The organism is Paenibacillus sp. JT31N7 (genome assembly GCF_059692095.1).
The window spans coordinates 1,142,764-1,169,743 of record NZ_JCAUAT010000001.1; the positions used below are offsets into that span (position 1 = coordinate 1,142,764).

Genomic DNA, 26,980 nt, shown 5'->3' on the forward strand with positions numbered 1-26,980 from the left:
GTTACCGGTCCGACAACCTTGCGCTTACTCGGCTTCCACCTGGCTGGAGGCTTCGGTTACGAACTGCTCGATCTTCTTCTCTGCGATCAGGCGGTCGATGGTCTTGTTCACCAGGTCGATCTTGTCCTGGCTGCCTTTTTTGAAAGCAACCGCGGAACCCGCTTCTTCAACCGTCGGAGTCGCTTCGGCAATCACAATGCTCTTGTCGCGGCTTACGTGGGAAGTCGCAACCGGAAGCTCGATAATCGCGGCGTCGGCATTCTTGTTTTTCAGCTCAAGCACGATGTCGGTAATTTTGCTTAGCGTTTTGATTTTGGCGTCCTTGATTTGTTCTTTGGCTACCGTCTCTTGAATGGAAGCTTTCTGAACGACGATCCGCTTGCCGGTCAGGCTTTCCATCGTCTTGTACTTGTCTTTGTCTTCCGCGCGGACAACGATCATCTGCTTCGCGGTGTAATACGTTTTGGAGAAATCAACGTTCTTCTTGCGCTCTTCGGTAGGCGTCATTCCGGAAAGGATCATATCCACGTTGCCGGATTGAAGCGCCGGAAGCAAACCGTCGAACTTCATGTCTTTGATTTCCAGCTCGGCTCCCATGTCTTTCGCGATTTCTTTCGCGATCATGATGTCGAAGCCGATGATTTCGTCTTTGCCGTTCGTCGATTTGTGGAATTCATACGGCGGATAATCCGCGCTCGTACCCAGGATAAGCTTCTTGGCAGGTGCTGTTGTTTGGGCGCCGCCGGCTGCATCTTTCGGTGCTTCGGTTTTTTTGCCGCATGCAGCTATGAGGCTCATAGTCAGTACAAGGGCAATAAGTGTCAGTCCCCATTTTTTCATGGCAAGTGCTCCTTTATGGAAAGTAGTTTATTAACGCAGGGTCAATTCGAAAAAAGAACATGATTTAGTATAACGAAATCGCCTCTTTTATGCAAGATGCTTTATGAAAATGCTTTTTAAAGCGTATATAGGGCCTCAAACCTGTATATTTATGCAGGTTTTGAGCCTTTGGACGTACCTTTAAAGGCCCTTTGGCTAAAAGTTCCATATAAATAGGAACAAAAACGGGTAAAAACCGTTGAAGGGTTTTGTCGAGGAAACGCGTCTAAGTAGTCATTAGCCAGTAAATTGGGCATCCGGTCCCGGATAGCTTGGAGGTAATATCTATGGAATATTCACCGCGCGAAGAAGTCGCGAACGCCGTTTCGCATGGAATCGGCACCCTGCTGAGCATTGCCGCTCTGGTTCTTCTCGTCATGCAGGCCACCACGTACGGAAACACCTGGCATATCGTCAGCTTCAGCATTTTCGGCATTTCCCTGATTCTGCTTTATCTGTGTTCCACGCTCGTTCACAGCGCTCCGGGAGGGAAGCTGAAGGACATTTTCGAAATCATGGACCACTCCGCTATCTACGTGCTGATTGCCGGCTCCTACACCCCCTTTATGCTCGTTACGCTGCGGGGTGTGTTTGGATGGACCCTGCTCGGCATCGTCTGGGGGCTTGCCCTTCTCGGAATCGTTCTGAAGATCTTCTTCGTCAAAAGGTTTATCGTCCTTTCGACGGTCTGTTACATCGGCATGGGCTGGCTGATCGTACTGGCCATTAAGCCCCTGGCCGAGCATTTGTCGGCAAACGGCATCATCTGGCTCGTCGCGGGCGGACTGCTCTACACGGTCGGAACGGTGTTCTACCTGTGGCGGCGCATTCCCTACCACCACGCGATCTGGCATTCGTTCGTCATCGGAGGCAGCGTCTGCCACTTCTTCGCCGTGATGCATGTTCTGCCCGTCCCCGCGTAAACCGAAAAAAACAGTGAGGCAGCCGCTTCACTGTTTTTTTTAATGCCTGCCGCCTCCGGCAAGGGAAGTGAGCGGGACGCTTTGGGCGATGCATTCCGCTATCCGCTTGTAGCCTTCCGCATTCGGATGAAAAAGATCGTCGGAAATCAGACGGCTCTCCGCTCCCTTGAAAGCCGGATACACATCCACGTACCGGACCGTACGCGACCCGAGCCGGACCATCTGCTGGTTGAAGCGCTTGATCCAGAACTCCGCCTCCGGCAGCATGGAAATCGGATTGTACAATCCGACGAGAATCACGAGCGGCGACTTGCCGTCCGGCGTCGGAAGCTGGGTGTAGCGCACGATCTGGCTCAGGTTTCCCCCGAACGTACGCAGGCTGCGCTTCAGCACGCCCGTATCGCGGCTGTTCAGATACGGCATGGCCGAGCGGATGAGATCGTTCCCTCCGGCCGTAATCGTCACGATATCGGCGGTCGCCAGCCCCCGCCGCAAATCGCCCTCGTTGCGCAAGTACTGCAGCAGCTCTCCCGACGTGGCGCCGTTCGTACCGGCATTGCGCAGGCGTACGCTGCGTCCCAGCGCCGCTTCTGCCATGCCGCGGTATCTTGCGGTGAAACCTTCACGCGTCGGATCGCCCGTACCGACGGTCAGCGAATCTCCGAACGCGATGTAGCGTAGTGCTTTTCCCATGACGGCCCCTCCTGTCGCTTACGTCTGTAAGACAGTATATTCCGGAGCCGGCCTCCCGGTCTCACCTTTTCTAACGCAATAGGAGAGAATGCATTTCCGCCGAGCAGTGCTCTTCGAGAAAACGGGCAATTTTCTCCTTCTCGCCCGGGGTGAACTGGTATTCGCAATCGCACCCTTCATCCAGCAGGATGATCTGGACAATCGCTCCTCTAAGATCGCAGATGACGTACACGCTGGGATCGTGCAGCTCTTCGGGCAAGGTCTCGCCTTCTTCCGGGTGAAGCGCCAAATGAATGTCCAGCCACTGTCCTCGGCGCTCGACTTCTTTGCAGGCCAGCGTAAAGCGGTGATCCTGCCAGTTATCCGATCCGTATTTATTCATAAATATCCTCCTCCTGGGCTATGTAAACACCTTCGCTGAATGGAATCTTTCCTTCGGTATGTCGCGTAAATTGCAGCAATTGGGGACTTTGCGCTTTCCGTGCTTTATTGTAACGCAAAGGAGCCGGAAGTGGTAGCGGGTCCGAGTTTGTATTACAATGGACTTACATCCGAAAGATAACGACGGGGCATCGCCCCTATCACTTACATAAGGAGAATTCCCATGAAGGAACGTATCTTTAACACCATCGATTTCCACACGCCGGAATTTCAAGCGATTTCAACTTATATCGGGCAAAATCCCGAGCTCGGCCATGAAGAATTTCTCGCCTGTGCCCGGCTGATCGAAGAACTGGAACGGCACGATTTCACGGTTGAACGGGCCGTGCTCGACATTCCGACCGCTTTCCTGGGCGTGTACGACTCGGGCAAGCCGGGACCGACTGTCGCCTTCCTGGCGGAATACGACGCTCTTCCCGAGCTGGGCCACGCCTGCGGACACCATCTCATCTGCATGATGAGCATCGGCGCGGCCGTCGGGCTTAAATCCGTCATCGACGAGACGGGCGGCGTCATCCGCGTCTACGGAACGCCCGCCGAGGAAACCAAAGGCGCGAAAGTGCCCATGGCGGCCGCGGGGCTGTTCGATGACGTGGACTTCGCGCTGATGGCGCATCCTTATTATACCTATGAGCGCTCAGGCGAATCGCTGGCTCTAGATGCCATCCAGTTCGAGTATTTCGGCAAGGCGGCGCACGCCGCCGCTTCCCCTTACGAGGGCGTGAATGCTCTGGACGCCGTGCTCATGCTGTTCAACTCCATCAATGCGCTGCGCCAGCAGCTCCGCAGCGATGTGCGCATTCACGGGATTATCACGGAGGGCGGCCAGGCCGCGAACATTATTCCCGACTATGCCGTCGCCCAGTTCTATGTCCGCTCCTCTTCCCGCGCATACACGGACGAAGTCGTGGCGAAGGTGCTGAAATGCGCGGAAGGGGCCGCTCTGCAGACCGGCTGCACCCTCACCACCTCCAACTACGAGTACTCGTATGACGAACTGAACACGAACGAGACGCTGTCGGCGGTGTTCAACCGCAACCTGTCTTCGGCGGGCATTACCGAAGACATGATCCAGACCGGCAAGGACCACGGCTCCCTTGATCTGGGGAACGTTTCTCTTCACTGCCCGACGATTCATCCGTATATGAAGGTCATTGAAGAGAAGCACCTGCTCCACACGCCGGAATTCCGCGATCTCGCGATGCATCAGCGGGCGCTGGACGGCATGATTCTGGCCGCCAAGATGCTGGCGGCCACCGCCTATGACGTCATCACGGACCCGGCGCTGCTCGCCGAGATCAAGGCCGAATTCGAACGCACACGTTTGGCGCGTTAAGCTGCCGCTTCTCCTCCGCCTGGCATATAAAAACCCGCTGTAAACCGGTCCGGGACCGGTACAGCGGGTTCTTTGTTGTCCGGCCGGAGCCGGAACTGCGCGAGACAGAAGGACGTGACAGCCTTCGCGTTACGTCCTTTTCAGCTCGAAGCGCTGAGCGAACAGGGAGATGCAGTAGTTGACGACGAAGTACATCAACGCGGCGAGCAGGAAGATCGGCACCACGTACTGCTGCTTTTGCCCGTTGATGATCTGCGCATTATGCATCAGTTCCGGCGCGGCAATAATGACCGTAAGCGATGTATCCTTAAGCAGCGAAATAAATTGGCTGACGATCGGAGGGACCATCCTGCGAACCGCTTGAGGAAACACAATGTGCCATAGCGTCTGTACGTAAGAAAGCCCCGAAGAACGGCTGGCTTCGATCTGGCCTTTATCAATCGAATTTAACCCCGCACGGATGATTTCCGCGATCATGGCCGATTCGAATATCGTCAGGGATATGATGGCCGAAGTCAGAATGCTCATTTTTATGTCCGTTACTTCCGGTACGGCAAAGTACACAAAGAAAATGATGAGCAGCAGCGGCAAATTCCGGACAACTTCGACCAGAATCATCATAATCTGGCTCAGTACCGGGATTTTGGCATACCGGATCACACCGATTAAGCTGCCGATAATAAAACTGAGTACGATAGCGATAACCGCCATTTCAAGCGTACCGAGAAAACCTTCGAGTAAAAACATCAGATTATCCGCGCTGTAAGCACCTGAGAAATCCATTCCGACACCCCACTTTGACATTCACCGGATCTTGTCCCGTCCGGAACCGATTAGGCCCGCGCCATTCTTCTTTCGAGATACTGAACCAGCAGACTCAGCGGTATCGTGAGCACCAGATAGAAAAGCGCGACCCCGATATACACATTAAACGTATCGAGCGTATCGGAATTGATCAGATCCCCGAAATACATGAGATCCATCCCGGCGATAACCCCGAGAATGGAAGAGTTCTTGATCAAGTTCAGAAACTGGTTGCCCAGAGGCGGGATTACAATCTTAATCGCCTGGGGAAGAACGACGTGAATCATCGTCTGTGCGTAGGTAAGACCCGAGGAACGAGCCGCCTCCGACTGACCAGCGGGAACGGCCAGAATGCCCGCCCGGATCGCTTCCGCAATAAACGCGGACGTGTAAATGGTCAATCCGATTGTTCCCGCGGTAAACCCGTCCAGGGAAAGACCGAATTCGGACGATCCGTAATAAAAGAAGAAAATAATCAGCAGCAGCGGAATGTTCCGCACGAATTCCACATATACCCCGCTGATCGCCCGCAGCGCTTTAAAAGGCGAGATCCGCAGGACGGCCACCAGCGTCCCGAGCAGGAAGCTGAGCACGAGCGAGAGAAGACTGACCATCACGGTATTGCCGAATCCTTCGATATATCTGTCCCAATTCTCTGTAATTACGCTTACATCCACCGGCAGCACCCCGATCTGTTCCATCTGTTAACGTTAACCCGGAAGAAACGGGACAAGCGGCCGCCGGCCGCCTATCCCGCTCCGTTTTACTCGGCCGGTTTCTCGCCGATCCATTTCTCGTAAATTTTCGCGTATTCGCCGCTGTCCTTCAGTTCTTTCAGAACGTCGTTAACCGCCTTCGTGAATTCGGCGTCGCCTTTGCGGACCGCGATGCCGTAGGGCTCATCCGTGAACGTGCCGCCTACGACTTCATAGCCCGGGTCCTGCTTCGTCATTCCGTAGAGAATGGCGTTATCCGTCGTCAAAGCTTCCCCTTTGCCGGATTTGAGAGCCGTGAACGCTTCCTGGTAGTTTTCAAATTCCAGCACCTGCGCGTCCGGAGCTTTGGCACGGATGTTTTTCGCGGAAGTGGAGCCTTTTACGGACAGGACTTTAACGCCCTTCTTCTTCACGACGTCGTCGATCGACTTGATGTCGCTGCCTTTTTTGACGAGCAGGGATTGGCCCGCTTTGAAATAGACGTCCGTGAAGTCCACTTCTTTCTTACGCTCATCCGAAATCGTCATCGTCGCGATAATGGCGTCGATATCTCCTTTTTGGAGCATCGGAATCCGAGTCTTGGAAGTCACTTCTTTCAGTTCGACTTTCGTTTCATCACCGAGCAGCTTTTTGGCGATGGCTTTGGCGATGTCGATATCGAAGCCGTTGACCTGACCCGTTCCCGGATCTTTCAACCCGAACAGGTTTGTATCGAATTTGACGCCGACCACGAATTTGCCGCGCTGCTTGATCGCATCGAGCGTTTTCGTATCCGTCGTCGGCGCGGCGGAGCCGCCCGGAGTCGATCCTCCTGTCGATCCGCCCGAATCTTTCGCTTTGCCGCAGGCGCCGAGCACCAGAATAAACGTAAGCAGAAACATGCCGATTTTAAAAGGCTTCCAAACTTTCATAAGTAGACCCCTTCCTTTTTCCGCTTCTGTATTGGATTAAACCGTATCTCCCTTACTCAGTTAATGCGCAAGCAGGCGGCTCAAGAACAATTTGGCCCGTTCTTCCCGCGGATTCTCGAAAAATTGTTTCGGAAGCGCTTCCTCAACGATTTGTCCCTGGTCCATAAAAACGACCCTGTCCGCCACTTCACGGGCAAAGCCCATTTCATGGGTCACGACGACCATCGTCATTCCTTCCTTCGCCAGCGTTTTCATAACGTCGAGAACTTCTCCGATCATCTCGGGGTCGAGCGCGGAAGTCGGCTCATCGAACAGCATGATGTTCGGCTCCATGGCAAGCCCTCGGGCTATCGCTACGCGCTGCTGCTGTCCGCCTGAAAGCTGAGATGGAAAAGATTGCGCTTTATCGGGAATTCCTACCTTTTCCAAATAAACCATCGCGCGCTTCTCCGCTTCCGCTTTCGAGAGCCCCAGCACCTTGACGGGAGCCAGCGTGATGTTGTCGATGACTTTTTTGTGAGGATACAGATTGAAATGCTGGAAAACCATTCCGATTTCCCGCCGGAGCTTGTTGATATCGGTTTTCTTGTCGTTCACCCGAACGCCTTCCACCGTCAGCTCCCCCTGCCGGATCTTTTCCAGCCGGTTGATGCAGCGCAGCATCGTGCTTTTCCCCGATCCCGAAGGACCGATTACGACGACGACTTCGCCTTTTTTCACTTCGAGGTTGATGTCCTGAAGCACGTGAAATGATCCATAATACTTGTTGACATTGGTAAAATTAATCATGGCATCCCCCTCTTTGTCAGCATGGCGTCCATCTTATCAGGTATAAACCCGCAGGAACGCCTAACAGTACCCGCTATGTTTATATGGGTAGTTTGCTATTTATTATCCTAATTTTGGGATTTTGAAACAGGCGGTTTTACAAATGAAGAAACTTTTATAAGAAATCTTTATGACCCAAGCAGCACCAAAATGACCTAAATTCGTTTAACTATGAAAAAAAGCCCCTTAAAGGGACTTTTTTTTGCGCTTTTGTGTATTTTTGCGGCGTTTTATTTCTTTCTGTTAAGAAGGAATACTAATCGTTCAACCGTCGGCTAAAGGAGGCCGGGAAGCGCCCGTACGCTCCTCCGGCATTTCAGGCAGGGGCGCGGGTACGGCGGGAGTCGCCACCATTTCGTCCTTCCCTTTCCTGCCCTGGCTGCGGATAAACAGCCAGATGCCGAACAGCAGCAGGCAGCCCGCCCCGATTTGGATGCCGGTTATCGCCTCGCCGAGCAGGAAGAACGCGAGTACCGTCGAGCCGAGCGGCTCACCGAGTACGCTCATGGATACTGTCGCGGCTTTCACATATTTCAGCAGCCAGTTGAAGAGATAGTGGCCGAACATCGTCGGTACGATAGCGAGCAGCAGGAACATGAGCCAGTCATTCTGCGAATAGCCCGTAAGCGGTGTCCCCTGCACTAGGTTGTAGACGCCGAGAGCGGCGGCGGCGGCCAGGAAGACGAAGAAGCTGTACACGAACGCGGACATGGACTGCCGCATCGTTTTGCCGAGCAGCATATGAACGGCAACGGCCGCGGCGCTGACGATAGACAAGAGATCGCCTTTCAGGGCTTCCCCGGAGAACCGGAAGTCCCCCCAGCCGATCATGGCGGCCCCGATCATCGCGATCAGCATGCCGATGACGGTGCCCCAGCTGTTCTTCTGGCGGAACAGCCAGTACGCCCCGATCATCACGAAGATCGGTTCAAGCGTAAGCAGCGCCGTAGAGGAGGCGACGGTCGTATAGCTCAGAGACGCCATCCAGAGCAGAAAATGCAGCGCCAGAAACAAGCCCGAGCCGATCAGGCCGAGCACCGATTTCCAGCGGATCGCTTTGATCTCGGCCGTGTATTTGAACAGAAACGGCAGCATAATCAGGTTCGTCAGCAGCAGGCGGTACATGGCGGTTACGGCCACGGGAGCTTCGCTCCAGCGCACAAAAATGGCAGAGAAAGAGATTCCGATAATGCCGACGATAAATGCGAGAGGCACCGGAATCAGAGGTTTGTCGTTCGATTGTGTCGTCATGATTTCTGTGTTCCTTTACCATGGGTCAATTTATGTACTCGGATCAGTATACCTGATTTGGAAACGAAGGGCCATCCTCCGGAGCAAAAAAAATAACCTGAGCCCACCCGGGCAAAGGTTATGAAAAAAAGATCCGACGGACGGCTACTTTCCACGATACCCGTCCGTAAGACAAGTATATCGTACATCATTTCGTATATACAGGTGTATATATTACCAATCTAACAAATTAGACAGATGTATCCGTACCTCTAGCTGATTCTGTTAGTCCAGTACCGCGGAAATGTGCTTGGACGTTACCGACCAGTGGGAAGTATTCCATTCCGCAAACTTGTCCTTCACGTAAATAATTTGCGGGGAAGCATGCTTCACGCCGACATCCTCGGCAATTTTATTGGAGACGGGACGGGATTCGATCACCTTAACGAGGTAATAGTTTACCTTCTCGTTAGGGTTCTTGCCCAAATATTCGTCGTATTCTTCCAGTGCGCTGGCGCTGACCGGGCAGGTTGTGCTGTGCTTCAGCATGACGAAAGGCTTCTCGGCGGATCCATCGAAAATCTCGTTCCATTGTTCCAGTGCGGTTACTTCAGTCCAATTTGCCATGTTGATTCGCTCCCTTCCATACTTCCTGTTTATAAGGATTATAAATAGTATAATGAATTATTCGATTGCACACAACCGGATCAAACTTCTGAAAAGGACTGGCGCTTCCCCGTTTATGGAAAAAACCTGAAGAGATCGCCTCTTCAGGTTCTTTTTCAACCAAATCCGGCTCTCTCAGATTACCCGGAACGTTCCGGTCCCCAAGGTGCCCAGACGCCCTTCCGCATCCGTGACCCGGCCGATGGCCGTAAGCATTTTCCGCGACTGATGGACAATTTCCGCCGTCACGTACAATTCGCCGGGCTGCATGGGCGCCACGAACTGCACATTCAGATTCGTCGTCACAATCTTGTCGTCGGGTCTTGCGAGCATGAGCACGACACCCATGGCGTTATCCAGCATGGAAGAGGTGACTCCCCCATGAACAATTCCGATCAGATTGAGATGATGCTGCTGGGCGACAAGCCGGACCACGACTTTGTCCGCGGCCGCCTCCACGATCTCACAGCCGAGATACTCCCAAAACGTATTTCTGGCTCGTTCCATCAGATGCCGAAACTGCGGACTGACTGTATTCTCTTGTTCCATCGGTATCCCTCCCTTCTCTGTTAGCGCCATTATACCGGCATGTTCCGGAAAGAAAAAGCCCCGTTCCGGGGGCTTAAGCGATGGAGCGGGCCGGAAAAACGGGCGTGCTTATTCCTTCTCGGCGGAAATTCGCTGGAGCTCTTCCTCCAGCAGTCTGCGGCGCAGAACTTTGCCGACCATTGTTTTCGGAAGCTGCGTCCGGAATTCGTACCGCCGCGGCACTTTGAAAGCCGCCAGACGCTCCCGGCACCACGTATTGAGCTCCTCTTCCGTAAGGTTTTCTCCCTCCCTTACGATGACAAAGGCTTTCACAGTCTCTCCCCGATAAGGGTCCGGTATTCCGATCACGACCGCTTCCTTGACGGACGGATGCTCGAAAAGAACTTCTTCGATTTCCCGCGGATAAATATTGAAACCGCCTGCAATAATGATATCTTTTTTCCGGTCCACGATTGAAAAATAGCCTTCCTCGTCCATACGGGCCATGTCTCCGGTGTAGAGCCAGCCGTTCTTCAAAACGGCCTCCGATTCATGCGGTCGGTTCCAGTATCCCTTCATGACCTGCGGCCCCTTCACGATTAGCTCGCCGATCGAGCCGATTCCCGCTTCCTCTCCGGTTGCGGGGTCCACGACTCTGGCTTCCGTGTCGGGGAACGGAATGCCGATCGAGCCGATCTTCCTTCTTCCCCAGATGGGGTTCGCGTGCGTCACCGGGGACGCTTCCGTTAAGCCGTAGCCTTCGATCAAGCGGCCGCCCGTCAACTCTTCGAATCTTTCCTGCACTTCCAGAGGAAGCGGGGCGGAGCCGCTGATGCACACATTAATCGAAGACAAATCGTACGACCGGATGTCGGGGTGATTAATCAGGGCAATGTACATCGTCGGCGCGCCCGGAAACACGGTCGGCTTCAGCTTTGAAATGAGACCCAGGATTTCGCTCACTTCAAACTTCGGGACAAGCACCATCAGGCCGCTGCGGACGACCGCCTGATTCATGAGCACGGTCATGCCGAACACATGAAAAAATGGAAGCGCTGCCAAATAAATTTCTTGTCCGTCTACCGCCCGGTAGAACCAATGCCTCGTCTGCAGCGTATTGGCGATGAGGTTCAGGTGCGTCAGCATGACGCCCTTCGAGAGTCCTGTCGTTCCTCCGGTGTACTGGAGCAGCGCCACATCCTCGGCCGCATTCACTTCCTCCATCACGGGTATTGCCGATGAGGTTGCAAGCAGAGTATGGAAGGAACGGACGGAATCGCTCCACGGGACGCTCAAATCCGCCCCGTCCCGCTTCGCTTTAATCGGATACAGAATGTTCTTCGGAAAAGGCAGATATTCTTTCAAAGAAGAAACGAGCATGTGCCGCAGGTGTGTTCTTGGCATAACCGCGCTGACTCTCCGGTACAGCAGATCCAGAGTAACGATCGCGACGGCCCCGGAATCGACAAGCTGATGCTCCAGCTCCCGCTCCATATAGAGCGGGTTCGTCTGCACCACCACCGCGCCGGCAAGCAGCGCCCCGTAATAAGCGATCACGCTCTGGGGGCAGTTGGGCAGCATAATCGCCACCCGCTCCCCTTTCTTGACGCCGAGCTGTCTCAGTCCGTTCGCGAACCGATAGCACGCTTCCATCAACTGACCGTACTTGATTTTCTTGCCCATAAAATAAAGGGCAGGCAGCTGCGGGTTTTTCCCCGCCGCCTGCACCAGAAAGTACGCTAAATTATGCCTGGGATACTCGTAAGTCGAGGCGACTTCACTTTCGTAGTGATGCAGCCATGGCTTAGCCGAATCCATACAAGATCATCCCTTTCGCGGGCCATATCGTCAGATGACGTATTTCTCAGCAGCTATGACACGAGCCGCAATTTCGCGCTTCAGTCCGACCGCATCGACCGGGGTGCTGCGTGTGAGCTTCTTGAGAACGGACAGCTGGGTGCGCAGCACGTCGCCGGTTTCCATGGCGGCCAGCGTATCCTTGGCGAGACGTTCGATCTCGGCGAACGCCTCTTGAATGAAGACATCCGTCATTTGGATCGCGTTCTTCGCTTTCTCTTCGCCGGATTTCGCGATGAGCTTGCGCGTACGCACCAGCGTCGTTTCCATGGCATAGATCTGGATCATCATATCCGCCAGGTTGCTGAGCACTTCCTGCTGTTTCTCCAGGTTCATGCCGTATTTCTGCACGGCGGAGCCGCCCGCCATCAGGAATACTTTTTTCGCCATAGCGGTCAGATGGGCTGCCTGCTCCAGCGTTTCGTCGAACGTTTGCCCCGGAATAAGCTGCATGAGCTCGGATTGCAAAGCCTGCGCTTTGCCCATGAGATCAAGTTCGCCCTTCATCGCTTTCTTGAGCAGCGTTCCCGGAATGAGAAGGCGGTTAATTTCGTTCGTTCCTTCAAAAATGCGGTTGATCCGCGAGTCCCGGTAAATCCGTTCGATCTTATACTCCTGAATGAAGCCGTAGCCCCCGTGAATCTGCACGCCTTCATCGGCCACGAAATCAAGCGCTTCCGATGCGAACACCTTGTTAATGGAGCATTCCAGCGCATACTCGGCGATCGCTTTGGCGGACTGTTGTCCCGCTTCCGCGCTGTTGTGGTCGAGATTCTGGAGCGCCGTGTCGATCATGCCGGATGTGCGGTACACGATGCTTTCCGTTACATACGTACGGATATTCATTTCCGCAAGCTTCTTGCCGATAAGCGGGAAGGAAGAAATCGGCTGCCCGAACTGCGTACGGGTATTGGCGTATTTGGCGCTGAGCTCGATGGCTTCCTTGCTGGCGCCGAGACAGCCCGCTCCCAGCTTGAATCGACCAATGTTCAAAATGTTAAATGCGATAATATGGCCGCGTCCGACCTCCCCGAGCAGGTTTTCGACCGGCACATGCACATCTTCAAAATAGAGCGGGCAAGTGGACGAGCCTTTGATGCCCATTTTCTTCTCTTCCGGTCCGACGGAGAAACCTGACAGATCGCGTTCCACGATAAAGGCGGTAAAATCTTTGCCGTCCACCTTGGCGTATACGATAAATATATCGGCGAAACCAGCATTGGTAATATACAGCTTAGAGCCGTTCAAAATATAATGCTGTCCGTCTTCCGACAGCTTTGCCGTCGTTTTCGCGCCCAGCGCGTCCGAGCCGGAAGTAGGCTCCGTCAGGCAGTAGGCTGCGATTTTTTCGCCCGCAGCGAGTTCGGGCAAATATTTTCTCTTCTGCTCCGGCGTACCGAAGAAGACGATCGGCAGGGTACCGATTCCGACGTGGGCGCCGATGGACAAGGCGAAAGCGGAGGCTTTGGACAAGTTTTCGTTAATGACGGTCGAGCTGATTTTATCGAGCCCGAGTCCGCCGTATTCCTCCGGTACATCCGCGCCCAGCAGGCCGATTTCTCCCGCTTTGCGCATCAGTTTGACGGTCAGCTCGTAATCGAGCTTCTCAATTTTTTCGTCGTTCGGCAACACTTCTCCTTCTACGAAGTCGCGGGTCGTCTCCATCATCATTCGCTGTTCTTCGGTAAAATCCTCCGGGGTTACGAGAGCGTTTATATCCAAATCTTCGATTACAAAACTTCCGCCTTGTGTCCATTTTCTCGTTTCAATCATGCGCAATCTCTCCTTTATGGATTCATATGCGAAGATAAGCTTGCTTTATTTCCGGTTTCCGCCGCTTCCGGCAGACCGGTGGATGGTTCGGTTAACCCTCGCATGGACGAAGCCTTGATGTTTCGAAAAGAAAACCTCACGGCTCCTGCAAACCGCGGAGCCGTGAGCCGGCAACCTTGCTTTGATGCCCAGACAACCGGAACCCGTTATTCTCCGTAAACTTCGAACACCCCCGCCGCTCCCATTCCGCCGCCGATACACATCGACACGACACCGTAACCGCCGCCTCTGCGTCTCAGCTCGTGAACGAGACTGGCCGTCAGCTTCGTGCCCGTACATCCCAGCGGATGACCGAGCGCGATAGCGCCGCCGTTTACGTTCACCTTCGCTTCGTCCAGTTTCAGCTCGCGGATAATGTGCACGCACTGCGAAGCGAACGCTTCGTTGATCTCGTACAAATCCACCTGATCCTGCGTGATGCCAGCCAGCTTCAACGCCTTCGGAATCGCTTCGACCGGTCCTACGCCCATTATCTCGGGCTCGACACCCGCCAGGGCGAAGGAGCGGAAAGCGGCCAGCGGCCTCAGGCCCAGCTCCTCCGCGCGCTCGCGGCTCATCAGCACAGCCGCCGCCGCGCCGTCGCTCGTCTGCGAGGCGTTGCCGGCCGTTACGCTGCCTTTCAGCGCAAAGGCGGGACGCAGCTTCGCGAGCACGTCGGTTGTCGTATCGGCACGGACGCCTTCGTCCGTGTCGAGCACGACCGGCTTCTCCCAGCGCTTGCCGCCGGCATCCACCCCTTTCACGCTCGTTTCGACGGGAACGATCTCCTCCTTGAATCGGCTTGCGGCAATCGCGGCAGCCGCTTTGCGGTGGCTCTCCGCCGCAAAGGCGTCCTGATCCTCGCGGGTGATTCCGAACCGCTGCGCGACGTTCTCCGCCGTGTGCCCCATGCCCATATAAACCTCGGGCATCTCCACGGCCAGCTTCGGATGCGGCGACAGCTTGAACCCCGTCATAGGCACGTGGCTCATACTTTCCACGCCTCCGGCCACAATCACGTCGGCATACCCGAGCATGATCCGTTCCGCCGCGTAGGCGATGGACTGAAGCCCGGAGGAACAGAACCGGTTGATCGTGACGGCCGGAACCGAAGCAGGGAAACCCGCGTACAGCGCCATCGTCCTGGCGAAGTTCAGCCCCTGCTCGCCTTCCGGCATCGCACAGCCGATAATGATGTCCTCCACGTCTTCCTTGCGCAGCCCCGGCGCCCGTCTGACCGCCTCATCCAAGACGATGCGCCCGAGATCTTCGGCCCTCGTCTGGGCAAGACTGCCTTTCTTCGCTTTTCCTACCGGAGTGCGCACTATCGATACAATGACCGCTTCTTTCATTGTGTTCTCCCCTCGCTTCGTCCTGAATTAGTTGCGCAGCGGCTTGCCTTGGGTCAGCATGTGCTGCATCCGCTGCTGGGTTTTCGGTTCGCCGCACAGGCTCAGGAAAGCCTCGCGCTCCAGATCCAGCATGTACTGTTCCGTTACCAGGCTCCCGGCCGGAACGTCTCCGCCTGCCAGCACGTGCGCCAGTTTGTTCGCGATAAGCTGATCGTGGCCGCTGATGTAGCCGCCGAGCTTCATCGTGTATGAAGCGATTTGCAGCACCGCTTTGCCGCTGTCGCCGACGACCCGGATCTTCTCTTCCTGCGGAAGCACATAGCCTTCGCGATCCATGGCCAGCACCGCCTGCTTGGCGGTATAAATCCGGTGATCGCCGTTCAGTACGACGGAATCTCTGGGGCCCATGTAGCCGAGCCGCTTCGTATCGTAACCGCTGGTGGACACCTTCGCCATCCCGATCGTTTCGAAGTAACGGTTGATGTGCGGCTGAAGGTCCACCTCGGGATCGCCCGCAGCAAGCTGGCTGCTCCGCAGAGCCATTTCCTTGCAGCCGCCTCCGGCCGGAATGACGCCGACCCCTACTTCAACCAGGCCGAAATACGTTTCCGGCGAGAAAATAATCCGGTCGGCCGGCAGACACGCTTCGACACCGCCTCCGAGCGTCATGCTGTGAGGCGCGGCGACGACCGGCTTCTCCAGCCTTTTCAGCGTCATCATGGAGTTCTGGAACAGGCGGATGATGCTGTCCACTTCATCCCACTCCCCGTCCTGCGCTTCCATGAGCAGGATCATGACGTTCGCGCCCACGCAGAAGTGACGGCCTTCATTGGCGAGAACCAACCCGCGGTAATTGCGTCTCACTTCTTCCGTGCTTTTCTGCACCATCGTCAAAATATCGGCGCCGATCGCATTGTTTGGCGAATGAAACTCCAGACACGCCACGCCGTCTCCGATGTCGATCAGACTCGCGCCGCTGTTGCTTAAAATCACTTTATTTTGCTGCTTGAGCGCTTTTAGCGAAATATGCTCCGGACGCGTATCGACTTCCTTGTACGTGCCCCGGTTATAATAGAACGTCGCACCTTCACGTTTTTCGTAAAAACTAGTGTGACCGGCGGCTATCCATTCCTTCACCCAGGCGGGAACGGTGTCCCCTTCCTGTTCCATTCTTTTGACCGAGCGTTCCAAACCGATGACGTCCCACAGCTCGAAAGGCCCCAGATCCCAGTTGAAGCCCCACTTCATCGCATTGTCGATTTCCACGATGGAATCCGCGATTTCGCCCAGTTTCTCGGCCGAATAAAGCAGGGCGGGTTTGACCACGTTCCAGGCCAGCTCGGAGTATTTATCCGGCGTTGAAAGCAGCGCTTTGATTTTACCGGCCGTACCTTTGGTATTCTTGGCCGCCTCGAGAGATGCAGAGGTAATTTTCCGCGACGGAGCATACTCCATGGTCCCGAGGTCCAGGGCCTGGATTTCTTTTCCAGATCCCGTTTTTACCTTTTTATAAAAGCCCTGGCCCTTCTTCTCGCCGATCCACCCCTGCTCTACCATGCCCGTCAGTACCGCCGGAACGTCGAAAATCGTTTTCTCCGCTTCGTTGTTGACCAGGTCGAATACATTCCTTGCGACGTGCACGAAAGTATCGAGCCCGACAAGATCGAGGGTGCGGAACGTGGCGCTTTTCGGACGGCCGAGCGCAGGCCCCGTTACGGCATCGACTTCTTCGACGGTATAGCCTTTCTCCAGCATTTCCCGGAGTGTGACGAGCAGCCCGTATGTGCCGATCCGGTTGGCGATAAAATTCGGCGTATCCTTGGCCGTAACGACGCCTTTTCCGAGCCTCTTCTCGCAAAAATCAGCCATAAACCGAAGGACTTCGGGATCGGTTGATTCTCCCGGAATCACTTCAAGCAGCTTCATATATCTCGGCGGGTTAAAGAAATGAGTACCTAAAAAGTGCCGTTTGAATTCCGGGCCGCAGTCCTCCGCCATCGATCCAATGGAAATTCCGGACGTATTCGAGGACACAATCGTTCCCGGCTTCCAGACCTGCTCGATCCGGGCCAGGAGCTGTTTCTTCACGTCCAGGCGTTCCACGACCACTTCGATAATCCAGTCGACGCCCGATAATTCGGCCAGATCGTCTTCCAGGTTTCCGGGTGTGATGCGTGCCGCAAACGCTTCGCTGTACAGCGGAGCCGGATTCGTTTTCTTCAGCCTCTCAATCGCTCCCGCCGCCAGGCGGTTTCTCACCTTCGGCTGCTCCAAGGTCAGACCCGCTTTCGTTTCCTCATCCGTCAAAGCCGTCGGAACAATATCCAGCAGCAGGCACGAAATCCCCGCACCTGCCAAGTGTGCCGCAATGGCCGCCCCCATCACGCCGGAGCCGATAACGGCCGCTTTTTGAATCTGATTCACCATGTCGGATTCCCTCCTGATCTTCATCTGCCGTCCGGCCGCTTTTTCTTACGAAACGGTTTGGAACGGCGCCGGTGCCTTGGCACCAAATACGGATTCTTCGAGTAGTTCCGCGATATCCCGGGTTTTGACCGTTTCTTCGACTTCTTTCATTTTCGCGCCGTCTTCCATCATGGTCAGACAGTACGGACAAGCCGATGAAATCACCGTCGGGTTAACCTCCAGCGCCTGCTCGGTCCGGGCCAGATTGACTCTCTTGCCGGCCGTTTCCTCCATCCACATCATGCCTCCGCCCGCACCGCAGCACATTCCGTTCTCACGGGTGCGGGTCATTTCAACCAGCTCCACGCCGGGAATCGCTTTGAGCACATTCCGGGGCTGATCGTAGACGTTATTGTAACGGCCGAGGTAGCACGAATCGTGATACGTGATCCGTTCGTTCACCTCATGGCTCGGAGTCAGCTTTCCGGTGCGGACCAGTTCATCCAGAAGTTCCGTATGGTGAAGAACCTCGGCTTCCAGTCCGAATTCGGGATATTCGTTCTTCAACGTGTTGTACGTATGCGGGCAAGCGGTCACAATTTTGCGCACCCCGTATTTCCGGAAAATCTTACTATTTTCCTCGCAAAGCTGCTGGAACAAAAACTCGTTCCCCAGCCGCCTCGGAGTATCGCCGGAGTTCTTCTCTTCGTTGCCGAGAATAGCGAAATTGACGTTCGCTTCATTCATAAGGCGGACGAGCGAACGTGTGATTTTACGGCTCCGGTTATCGTAAGAGCCCATTGAACCGACGAAAAACAGGATGTCGAATTCCGGGTTATCTTTGACTGTCGGAACGTGGAGTTCGCCTTTCGGATCGATTTCCTGCACCCATTTGGCCCGGTCGTTGCGCGAAATTCCCCATGGGTTGCCCTGGCGCTCGATGTTCTGCATAGCCCGCTGTCCGTCATGCGGCATGGAGCCCTGCATCAGGACGAGATGTCTGCGCAGATCGACGATTTTATCCACATGCTCGTTCGCTACCGGACACTGGTCTTCGCAGTTGCGGCACGTCGTGCAGGACCAGATTTCCTCTTCGGTCATAACACCGCCGACCAGTTCCATTTCCTCCGGCTTTTTGTCCGTCGTCACCCAGGAATGCTTCTGCGCGTTCATCGTCGGGGCGATGTCGGTAATGCCCGAGCCGTTCCATGCGCCCAGCTCGTGGCCCTCTGTATTCATTTCATGCACCGTACTGCCAGAGAAAGCAAAGGCAGGAACCCAGGGAGACTTGCTCGTAACCGCAGCTCCTTTCTCGGTCAGGTGATCGCGCAGTTTCACGATCATATGCATCGGCGAGAGCATTTTACCGGTACTGGAGGCGGGACACACGTTGGTGCAGCGCCCGCATTCCACGCACGCATACAGATCGAGCATCTGCTTTTGGGTCAGGTCTTCGATCTTGCTCAGCCCGAACGATTCCGCTTCCTCATCTTCCAGATCCAGTTTCCGCAGCCGTCCGGCGGGTTCCCGTCTTTTCAGCAAAATGTTAAGCGGTGCCGTAATCAGATGAAAATGCTTGGACTGGGGCACATAAACCAGGAACGCCAGCAGAATGAGCAGGTGCGCCCACCAGAACACGTGATACAGAACGACGGCCGCCCCAAGAGGCGTCCACCCGAACCCGGCGGCCAGCACGGATGAGATCGGTGCCATAGCGGAAGGCTCCAGCCCTTCCCGGATCCGGTCGAAAGCAAGCGTCAGAAGGACCGACAGCATCAGGCTGAAAATAAAGTAGACGACCAGGCTCGGCTTCCATCCTCTCTTCAGCCGTTTCAGCTTCTCTCCGTACCGGCGGTATGCGGCGTAACCCATGGCGATCAGAATAGCCGCTACCGTGATTTCCTGGAACAGACCGAAAGCTTCGTAACCGGGAAGCGGCAGCCCGTGACCGGAAAGCCCTTTGACGATAATGTCCAGTGCACCGAACTGAAGAATAATGAACCCGTAAAAAATGACGATGTGCATGATACCGCTTTTCTTGTCCTTGAGCAGTTTCGTCTGGCCGAACACCTGAACGGCGAAATCTTTCAGCCTTTCCCCGATCTGTCCTCCCCAATCGACCGGCTGTCCGAGCTTCACATAGAGGTAACGGTGGTACACCGCTTTGGCGAACAGGTAAACGCCGAATCCCGTCACGCCCAGAAACAGAATCAACTGCACGATCGCTCCCGGCATCGGAAACAACCCCTTTCTCGGATGCTAACATCTTTTATCACTTCCACCATATAAAGCGTTTACATGACCCCGGCAAATAAAAGCATGGTTCTCCTGGCTAACGTTCGGATTAATCATGCTCTTCTCATGGTGCCACAACCTCGGAACTTCGCCTTTACAGCGGGTCATTCAGTCATTGACATTGCCCTGGATCTATTTTATGATGTCTGTAGAAAATGAATGAGTATTCATTCACTATTTAATTCGTATTTTAGCACCGAGGTGATTCCATGACAAGCAAAAAAAAAGAAAAATATGATTTAATTCTCGAAGCTGCGCTGAAAGTATTCGCCGAACACGGGTTTCACCGCTCTCAGGTTTCCAAAATTGCCAAAGCGGCCGGCGTCGCGGACGGTACGATTTATTTGTACTTCAAAAGAAAGGAGGATATTCTCATCTCCTTGTTCCGCGAGAAACTCGGCGAGCTTGTAGGCAAGTTTCATATGCACATCGAGCAGACCACGGGCGTTAAGGAAGCGCTCCGCAAAGTTTGCGAGATCCACTATACGGAGCTGGAAAATAACGTCGATCTCGCCTTCGTCACTCAAATCGAGCTCCGGCAAAGTTCATTGGAGCTTCGCAAGGAAATAGGAAAAGCCGTTAAGCCGTATATTGAATTAATCGAGAAGCTTCTTGTGCAGGGCGTCGAGGAAAAATTGTTCCGGGCCGATCTCGATGTGAAGCTTACCCGTCTGCTGCTTTTCGGGGCGATGGATGAAGTCGTCACCTCTTGGCTCATTTCCGGACGCAAATATTCGTTGTCCGCTCAAGTGGACGGCACCGTGCAGTTCTTTCTTCAGGGAATTCAGGCTTAGAAGCCGATTATCCATAGTGGATACTCATTTCAAAAGAGGAAGGGGACAACAACGATGGACATTTTCGTGCTGCTGAAACAAACGTTTGATACCGAGGAAAAAATCGTGCTTGAAAACGGACAAATTTCGGAAGATGGCGTCAAGTTTGTCATCAATCCCTATGACGAATATGCCGTCGAGCAGGCAATCCAGCTCCGCGACGAGCATGGAGGCAAGGTCGTCGTCGTTTCCTGCGGTCCGTCGCGCTCGGCAGAGGCTCTGCGAAGCGCGCTTGCTATGGGGGCCGACGAAGCCGTCCTGATTAACGACGAGCGCATCGGCGGCGATGAGCATGCCGTGGCACAGGCGCTTCATGCTTTCCTGTCGCAGGAAACGTACGATCTTCTGCTCGGCGGAAACTTCTCCGTCGACAACGGCGCCGGCCAGGTGGCCGTCCGTCTGGCTGCGCTGCTCGGTATCCCCCACGTCAGCTCGATTACGAAGCTTGAGACTGCCGGCGGGAAGGCGAGTGTACACCGCGACGCCGAGGGGGACCTGGAAGTGGCGGAAGTGACGCTTCCGGCGCTCTTCACGGCCCAGCAGGGATTAAACGAGCCCCGCTATCCTTCCCTGCAGGGAATCATGAAGGCCAAGAAGAAGCCGTTCCGGGAAATCACGCTGGATGATATCGGTCTTAGCTCGGTGGAATCACGCACCGAACGCGTGGATCTGTTTCTGCCGCCTCCCCGCAAAGCCGGAAAAACGCTCAAGGGCGAACCCGCGCAGACGGCTGCGGAGCTTGTGCAGCTTTTGCGTACGGAAGCGAAGGTCATCTGATTGTTCCGCATCCGCGATCATTATGCGCACTTATTCCCTTTATGAGTCCATTTAGGAGGCGACTGAATCATGTCCAACACATACCTGATTGTAGCTGAAGCTAAAGGCGGCGCTCTGCGCCAGGTCTCTTTCGAAACGATCGGCGCGGCGAAGGCGGCCGCCGCCGAAGGGGATTCCGTATTAGCCGCACTGATCGGCTCCGGCGTGGCGGGGCTTGCGGATGAACTGGCCGCTTACGGCGTCGAGAAAGTTTACGTGACCGACCATGCCGATCTCAAAGACTATAACCCGGAAGCTTACGGCAAAGCGCTTCACGACATCATCCGCAGGGCGGTACCCGACGCGGTCTTGTTCGGCCATACCGCCATCGGCAAGGATCTTGCCCCGCAGATCGCTTCCCGGCTAGGTGCCGGACAGATTTCCGATGTGACGGCCGTAGAATCGGACGGCGGCAAAGCCGTGTTTACGCGCCCGATCTACGCGGGTAAAGCGCTCGAAAAGAAAGCGTTTACCTCGTTTCCCTGGGTCGTCACCGTCCGGCCCAACAACATTGCCGCTCCCGCTTCCGCGGAAGGCGCGCCGGCAGCGGTCGAAAACGTGGCGTACGAAGCCCCGTCCCTTCGTACGGTCATCCGCGAGGTCGTCCAGAAGACCTCGGGCAAAATCGACCTTGCCGAAGCCAAGGTCGTCATCTCCGGCGGGCGCGGCGTCAAGAGCGCCGACGGCTTTAAGCCGCTCGAGGAGCTTGCCGGCGTGCTCGGCGGAGCGGTCGGGGCGTCGCGCGGAGCCTGCGACGCCGGGTACTGCGACTATGCGATGCAGATCGGGCAGACCGGCAAGGTGGTCACCCCCGAGATTTACATCGCATGCGGCATCAGCGGCGCCATCCAGCATCTGGCCGGGATGAGCGGATCGCGGGTCATCATCGCGATCAACAAGGACCCGGAGGCGCCGATCTTCAAAGTCGCCGACTACGGGATCGTCGGGGACCTGTTCGATGTTGTGCCGCTGCTGACGGAAGAATTCCGCAAAGCGCTGTAGCTTTGCGGCACGGCAGCCCGCCCATATAAGCGTCAAAAAAGCCCCGAACACGCCGGTAAACCGGCTGTGCTCGGGGCTTTTCCGCTGGACGGGCGGGTGCGTGCCGCCTGGGTTCCGGCCCGGCTGTGCGGGTACGTCCCGCAGCGGCCACGGCCACGGCCTCGCCGGGCGGTTTTACGCAGCCAGGCCGTCTTCTCTCGGGACGCTTTCGTGCCCGATACGTACTCTAGCCCTGTCGCGTCCCGGACGCTCTCCTATCCGGTCCATGGTCTAGCCCTGTCACGTCCCGGACGCTCTCCTATCCGCTACATGGTCTAGCTATGTCGCGTCCCGGATGCTCTCCTGTCCAGTCCATGGTCCAGCCCTGTCACGTCCCGGACGCTCTCCTGTCCGGTCCATGGTCCAGCCCTGTCACGTCCCGGACGCTCTCCTGTCCGGTCCATGCTCTAGCCCTGTCACGTCCTGGACGCTCTCCTGTCCGGTCCATGGCCTAGCTCTGTCACGTCCCGGACGCTCTCCTGTCCGGTCCATGGCCTAGCCCTGTCGCGTCCCGGACGCTATCCTATCCGGTCCATGGTCCAGCCCTGTCGCGTCCCGGACGCTCTCCTATCCGGTCCATGGTCCAGCTCTGTCTCTCACGCCGCTGCGGCTTAACCGCTTTGCATAATGACCGGTCTGCCGGCATTATGCTTAAGCTTTTCGCGCTTGCAGGCTTTAGAGTTTGGCCGCTCCCTGTCTCACGAACAGCTTAAGCATGCACCCTCCCTTAAATTTGCGCCGCCAGCACAAGCGTCCCCCGGGGCTGTGTTCCCCCCGCATCCGGCTCCAGCGTAATGGCGACCGTGTCGTAATCCTGCGGCTCGAAGGTGTAGTAGAGAGCGCCTGTGCCGCCCTGCGGGAGGAAAGTTCCCGCGTTTACCTTCTGCTCGCCTTTTATGAGCCATACCTGAAAAGCCTGGGAATCCCGCAGTGCAGGCAGTTTCTCGGCCTGGACAACCAGATGGGTGCCCTTGGCGTCGATCACGATCGTCGCGAGGCCTTCCGCCACGATGCCTTCCACGGCAGGGTTCAGTTTCACCACTTTGTTCGCCTTCGATGCCTGTGAAGGCTGACCGGCCAGCGTAAGCTGCCCCTGAAGCGAAGATACGCTTTGCTGAAGAGAAGCATTGAGGCCTTTCAGCGAACGGACGTCCTCTCTCAGCTGCATGTTGATCCATCCGAGGATAACCGCAGCGGCAGTGATTCCCGTGCCCGCCATCCACCTGATAAAGGTTCGGCTTCTTTTGCCAGCGGGTCTTCTCGCAGACACCGACTCATGCTCCACGACCGGCACCGGTTCGGGTTTCGTCCCGCCGGAATGCTTTTGTAATTCGGCTTCTGCGGACGCATCCGTTGCACGATAACCGCTCTGTGTCTGTATCTGTTCCTGAAGAACACCCGCGGCTGTCAAAGGAGGTTGTCCGGAATTATCCGTTTCACTCCCCAGAATACCGCCAAGAACGCGCTGTTTCATTCCGTCCGGAACCGGAGCAGGCTCCGCCGTATAAGGAAGCAGGTCCATGACAGCCTGCAGTTCTTCTCTTTCTTTCTTGCATGCTCCGCAATGACTCAGATGCTCTTCCATCTGTTCTCTCTCGGACCGGGACAGTCCCCCGAGCATATAAAGTTCCAGCCATTCGCACATAGTGGGAGATTCTTGTCTGCTCATATGGGCGCACCCTCCTTTCCGCGGCCTGCCAACTTCTCCTTAAGCTGCTTCATGGCCAGCCTTACCCGGCTTTTTACCGTACCGAGCGGAATCTCCTGTCTCTGGGATACTTCTTGATGAGTATATCCTTTAAAATAAATAAGATCGATCACTTTCTTCTGATCCTCGTTCAGATCTTCCATCGCCATAGCAAGCTCTTCCCCCATAAAACGGAGTTCCACTTCCTCCTCGGTTCCCCTGCTCCGGTCCGCCACCTGGAGCAGCTTGTCCGGCTCGGCAAGCTGTCCCGACGTCCGCGTCTGTTTCCTGCGAAGCGTGTCGATGGCAATGTTGCGGGCTATCGCGAACATCCACGTTGACAGCTTACCCTGAGAGTCTTCGTAGCGCTCGGCATGATTCCAGATGCGCAGGAAAAGCTCCTGAACGATCTCTTCCGCCATCATCGAATCCTTGACAATGCGATAGGCAAACGAATACATCGGACGTTCGTAACGGTCGTATAATTGCTCCAGCGCTTGGGGCTGCTTTAGAGCGATGCGGCGCACTAGCTGCGAATCTTCCAGCCACTCATTCATGTTGGAGCTCCTTTCCACCAAAGATCGCCCTTATCTTCCTTTTCGCAAAAAACGCGGAGTTGGATTCCTTTTGCACCGATAAATTTATTTGTAAAAATGCCGTTGACCCCCTCTGTTTGCACCACCAGCAAAATTAACCAAAATCCCGGGGTTCTTAAACGTCTATTCCCTAGCCTGCTATAAAACAAAAACGGACCGCACGGGTCCGTCTCTCACAGCCAAGTCTGCTCACACCCAACTCATCCGGCTCCTGCCGTACCGGGTCCGTGTCAATCACGCCGCTTACGGGGAAGTCTTGCCCCAAGCCACTTCCAGATCGCATATAGCGCCGTGCCTGCCGCTGCGGCAAATGCCGTTGTCCGGGCTTCCAGCAAATACGATTGACCGGCAGTCGGCCCTCCCCCGGCTTCAACTGCCGAAGACCAACCCGCTCCGCAGTAAAAAGCGTAGAGAACGAACAGGAGCATGCACAGGAGTGTTTTCAGGCTTTCCGCGAATCCTTCCGCTCTTTTATAACCCATATAACGTAAACAGCCGCTAAACAGGATCACCGTCAGAAGAAGAACCGAAGCCCACTCCTGCTTTGAAACAAGGCCCGCCGGCTCGTTTTTGCCCAACTGATAGATCCAATACGCATGTTCGGCCAATCCGATTAGCAGGATGACGGGAACAGCCGTCCGGTACGCCCCGCTTTCCAAAATCCGCTCCAACCATTGCGCAGAGTAGGCGCGGTTCCGCTTCTTCACTGCCGCTTTCCGTTTTTCAGCCGCCAAGACCGTTCCCCCCGCTTAAGAATTATTGCTTTGCTAACACTATACGGGTTTCTTTCGGGAAACATGTCTCATACGGACAAGAGCTGCTTTACCTTATCTTTATTTAACAGTATTTGCCACCCCTTCCAACCTGCGATAAACTGAAGGAGATGGAGAAAGCTGCCATGCGTTTATTTAACGTCTGACCGGTCCGAGCGAAAATATTCGGTTTACCCGCCAGAGCTTAACCGGCCGATGGACAGGGATGCGCACACATATTCCGGTCCCGGAACGCGCCCCGGGGCTCACATCTTATAACAGACGTCTTCGTTCAGGAAGCTTTACAAGAGATCAAGCGGCTCGCCAAGGATGTGCTGGCCGCCATGGGGGCAGCAAAAAACCGGGACCCGTAGGCCCCGGCTGCGCGCAGGAGTAGCGATTAGTACAGTTTATCCAGAACAGATTTCGCCGTGTGCTCCAAAGCCCGGTACGTCTGATCTTTCATTTGCATGGCAACGGCCGTGGACAAAATATCCAGCAGGTGGATTTGAGCCAGCTTGGAGGAGAAGGCTCCGCCCTGCAGAGGTGTTTCCTTCGCCGTAGCGAGAAGAACGACGTTGCTCTGATTCGCAATCGGCGAGCGGGCGTGGTTGGTCAGGCAGATGATGTAAGCGCCTTTCTGCTTCGCCAGGCGGACAGCGTCGACAAGATCTTTGGTACTGCCCGTCGAAGAAATGCCGACGACGACATCGCCCTTTTCAACCAAAGACGCGTTCATGGCAATAATATGGCCGTCGGTACCGGCGTCCACATTAAATCCGAGTCTCATGAACCGGTATTTGGCATCCTGTGCGGTAATGCCCGAAGACCCTACACCGAAAAACAAAATTTTTCGTGCCGCCAGAATAGCGTCGATCGCTTGCTGCAGCTCCTGGACGTTGAGCAAAGATGTCGAGTTCTGCACCGCCTGCGAGTTTTGGGAGGTCATTTTCTTCATGATCTGGTCGAGATCGTCGCTTTCCTCAATCTTGCCGTGCACCTGCTCGCTTGGCGTAGCCAGCACCTGGACGAGCGATAGTTTAAATTCCTGATATCCCTTATAGCCAAGCTTGCGGCACAAACGGATGACAGAAGTTTCGCCTACTTCCGCTTTTTCCGCCAAATCCGTAATCGTATAGAAAACGGTAGCTTCAGGATCCTTTAAAACGGTGTCGGCCACTTTCTGCTCGGATTTGGTCAGTGAGGAATAAATACTGTTGAGGAGCAGCAGCGAATTGTTCAAATCGGCGATTTTGCTCATAGATGGGACTCCTTTTCGTCATTCTGCGCGGTCAGACAATTCACGGTTTTCTTTTCTAGTCTCTACATGAATAGTACTTGAATCTAGGCGATTTGCCTAGTGCATCTCCATATTTTTCAAAGTTTGCCTATGCGTACACATGGTCTTTTATTGTAGTTTCTTGTCATACAAAGGGTTTTTCATGCTGAGAACTGTCGATTTCTGGATGGAGAGTACAACTTTATTTTAACTTATATTTACCACAATTTATCATTTTCATATAAAATTATCAACCATAATATAGGTATTAAGACCTATAAAACCTTCATTTTAAGTTT

Annotated in this window: 24 protein-coding genes; 5 read left to right on the forward strand and 19 right to left on the reverse strand. The window is 55.0% G+C overall.

Going from position 1 to position 26,980, the window contains the following annotated elements:
* Window positions 1–24: 24 nt before the first annotated feature.
* Window positions 25–840, reverse strand: a complete 816-nt coding sequence (locus AC58P5_RS05075) for a transporter substrate-binding domain-containing protein (protein WP_497384984.1) — start codon at window positions 838–840, stop codon at window positions 25–27.
* 326 nt (window positions 841–1,166) lie between these two features.
* On the opposite strand from AC58P5_RS05075, the gene trhA reads away from it, so the two are divergent.
* Window positions 1,167–1,802 carry a PAQR family membrane homeostasis protein TrhA gene (trhA, locus tag AC58P5_RS05080; protein WP_497384985.1) on the forward strand — a complete coding sequence of 212 codons (636 nt, stop codon included), beginning with the start codon at window positions 1,167–1,169 and terminating at the stop codon, window positions 1,800–1,802.
* 39 nt (window positions 1,803–1,841) lie between these two features.
* On the opposite strand, the gene AC58P5_RS05085 is transcribed toward trhA, so the two are convergent.
* A complete protein-coding gene (locus tag AC58P5_RS05085; RefSeq protein WP_497384986.1) occupies window positions 1,842–2,495 on the reverse strand; it encodes a GDSL-type esterase/lipase family protein in 654 nt (217 codons plus the stop codon).
* A gap of 70 nt (window positions 2,496–2,565) precedes the next feature.
* Window positions 2,566–2,877 carry a hypothetical protein gene (locus tag AC58P5_RS05090; RefSeq protein WP_497384988.1) on the reverse strand — a complete coding sequence of 104 codons (312 nt, stop codon included), beginning with the start codon at window positions 2,875–2,877 and terminating at the stop codon, window positions 2,566–2,568.
* A 222-nt stretch (window positions 2,878–3,099) separates the two neighbouring features.
* Between AC58P5_RS05090 and AC58P5_RS05095 the strand changes: the two genes are divergently transcribed.
* On the forward strand, window positions 3,100–4,272 hold the full coding sequence (locus AC58P5_RS05095) for a M20 family metallopeptidase (RefSeq protein WP_497384989.1): 1,173 nt from the start codon (window positions 3,100–3,102) through the stop codon (window positions 4,270–4,272).
* A 129-nt stretch (window positions 4,273–4,401) separates the two neighbouring features.
* On the opposite strand, the gene AC58P5_RS05100 is transcribed toward AC58P5_RS05095, so the two are convergent.
* From AC58P5_RS05100 to AC58P5_RS05155, 12 genes are all read right to left on the reverse strand, one after another.
* On the reverse strand, window positions 4,402–5,055 hold the full coding sequence (locus AC58P5_RS05100) for an amino acid ABC transporter permease (protein ID WP_497384991.1): 654 nt from the start codon (window positions 5,053–5,055) through the stop codon (window positions 4,402–4,404).
* 50 nt (window positions 5,056–5,105) lie between these two features.
* A complete protein-coding gene (locus tag AC58P5_RS05105) occupies window positions 5,106–5,777 on the reverse strand; it encodes an amino acid ABC transporter permease (RefSeq protein WP_497384992.1) in 672 nt (223 codons plus the stop codon).
* Between the two features lie 62 nt (window positions 5,778–5,839).
* Entirely contained in the window at window positions 5,840–6,703 is an 864-nt protein-coding gene (locus tag AC58P5_RS05110) for a transporter substrate-binding domain-containing protein (RefSeq protein ID WP_497384993.1), read from the reverse strand.
* Between the two features lie 60 nt (window positions 6,704–6,763).
* Window positions 6,764–7,492, reverse strand: coding sequence for an amino acid ABC transporter ATP-binding protein (locus AC58P5_RS05115; protein ID WP_497384994.1), 729 nt, complete (start codon window positions 7,490–7,492; stop codon window positions 6,764–6,766).
* A 303-nt stretch (window positions 7,493–7,795) separates the two neighbouring features.
* Window positions 7,796–8,782 carry a DMT family transporter gene (locus AC58P5_RS05120; protein ID WP_497384996.1) on the reverse strand — a complete coding sequence of 329 codons (987 nt, stop codon included), beginning with the start codon at window positions 8,780–8,782 and terminating at the stop codon, window positions 7,796–7,798.
* A gap of 264 nt (window positions 8,783–9,046) precedes the next feature.
* Window positions 9,047–9,388, reverse strand: coding sequence for a bacillithiol system redox-active protein YtxJ (gene ytxJ / locus AC58P5_RS05125; protein ID WP_497384997.1), 342 nt, complete (start codon window positions 9,386–9,388; stop codon window positions 9,047–9,049).
* A gap of 174 nt (window positions 9,389–9,562) precedes the next feature.
* Window positions 9,563–9,976, reverse strand: coding sequence for a PaaI family thioesterase (locus AC58P5_RS05130; protein ID WP_497384998.1), 414 nt, complete (start codon window positions 9,974–9,976; stop codon window positions 9,563–9,565).
* A 108-nt stretch (window positions 9,977–10,084) separates the two neighbouring features.
* The gene (locus AC58P5_RS05135) at window positions 10,085–11,773 is read right to left on the reverse strand and encodes a long-chain-fatty-acid--CoA ligase (protein WP_497384999.1); all 1,689 of its coding nucleotides are present in this window, start codon (window positions 11,771–11,773) and stop codon (window positions 10,085–10,087) included.
* Between the two features lie 30 nt (window positions 11,774–11,803).
* Complete coding sequence (locus AC58P5_RS05140; RefSeq protein ID WP_497385001.1) at window positions 11,804–13,585, reverse strand: acyl-CoA dehydrogenase FadE; 1,782 nt, start codon at window positions 13,583–13,585, stop codon at window positions 11,804–11,806.
* 206 nt (window positions 13,586–13,791) lie between these two features.
* Complete coding sequence (locus AC58P5_RS05145) at window positions 13,792–14,976, reverse strand: acetyl-CoA C-acyltransferase (RefSeq protein ID WP_497385002.1); 1,185 nt, start codon at window positions 14,974–14,976, stop codon at window positions 13,792–13,794.
* Window positions 14,977–15,003: 27 nt separating this feature from the next.
* A complete protein-coding gene (locus AC58P5_RS05150; RefSeq protein WP_497385003.1) occupies window positions 15,004–17,403 on the reverse strand; it encodes a 3-hydroxyacyl-CoA dehydrogenase/enoyl-CoA hydratase family protein in 2,400 nt (799 codons plus the stop codon).
* A gap of 45 nt (window positions 17,404–17,448) precedes the next feature.
* A complete protein-coding gene (locus AC58P5_RS05155; protein ID WP_497385004.1) occupies window positions 17,449–19,617 on the reverse strand; it encodes a (Fe-S)-binding protein in 2,169 nt (722 codons plus the stop codon).
* A 269-nt stretch (window positions 19,618–19,886) separates the two neighbouring features.
* Between AC58P5_RS05155 and fadR the strand changes: the two genes are divergently transcribed.
* From fadR to AC58P5_RS05170, 3 genes are all read left to right on the forward strand, one after another.
* Entirely contained in the window at window positions 19,887–20,471 is a 585-nt protein-coding gene (gene fadR, locus AC58P5_RS05160; RefSeq protein ID WP_016423441.1) for a fatty acid metabolism transcriptional regulator FadR, read from the forward strand.
* 54 nt (window positions 20,472–20,525) lie between these two features.
* The gene (locus tag AC58P5_RS05165; protein WP_497385006.1) at window positions 20,526–21,287 is read left to right on the forward strand and encodes an electron transfer flavoprotein subunit beta/FixA family protein; all 762 of its coding nucleotides are present in this window, start codon (window positions 20,526–20,528) and stop codon (window positions 21,285–21,287) included.
* Window positions 21,288–21,356: 69 nt separating this feature from the next.
* Window positions 21,357–22,328 carry an electron transfer flavoprotein subunit alpha/FixB family protein gene (locus AC58P5_RS05170; RefSeq protein WP_497385007.1) on the forward strand — a complete coding sequence of 324 codons (972 nt, stop codon included), beginning with the start codon at window positions 21,357–21,359 and terminating at the stop codon, window positions 22,326–22,328.
* 766 nt (window positions 22,329–23,094) lie between these two features.
* Here the strand turns inward: AC58P5_RS05170 and AC58P5_RS05175 are convergent.
* The 4 genes from AC58P5_RS05175 to AC58P5_RS05190 form a co-directional block, all read right to left on the reverse strand.
* Entirely contained in the window at window positions 23,095–24,036 is a 942-nt protein-coding gene (locus tag AC58P5_RS05175) for an anti-sigma factor domain-containing protein (RefSeq protein ID WP_497385008.1), read from the reverse strand.
* The gene (locus AC58P5_RS05180) at window positions 24,033–24,611 is read right to left on the reverse strand and encodes an RNA polymerase sigma factor (RefSeq protein WP_497385009.1); all 579 of its coding nucleotides are present in this window, start codon (window positions 24,609–24,611) and stop codon (window positions 24,033–24,035) included. The genes AC58P5_RS05175 and AC58P5_RS05180 overlap by 4 nt, the downstream gene beginning before the upstream one ends.
* Window positions 24,612–24,880: 269 nt before the next feature.
* Window positions 24,881–25,384 (reverse strand): hypothetical protein, encoded by a 504-nt coding sequence (locus AC58P5_RS05185; RefSeq protein ID WP_497385010.1) that lies wholly within the window; start codon window positions 25,382–25,384, stop codon window positions 24,881–24,883.
* Window positions 25,385–25,802: 418 nt separating this feature from the next.
* Window positions 25,803–26,663, reverse strand: a complete 861-nt coding sequence (locus tag AC58P5_RS05190; protein WP_497385011.1) for a MurR/RpiR family transcriptional regulator — start codon at window positions 26,661–26,663, stop codon at window positions 25,803–25,805.
* Window positions 26,664–26,980 lie beyond the last annotated feature (317 nt).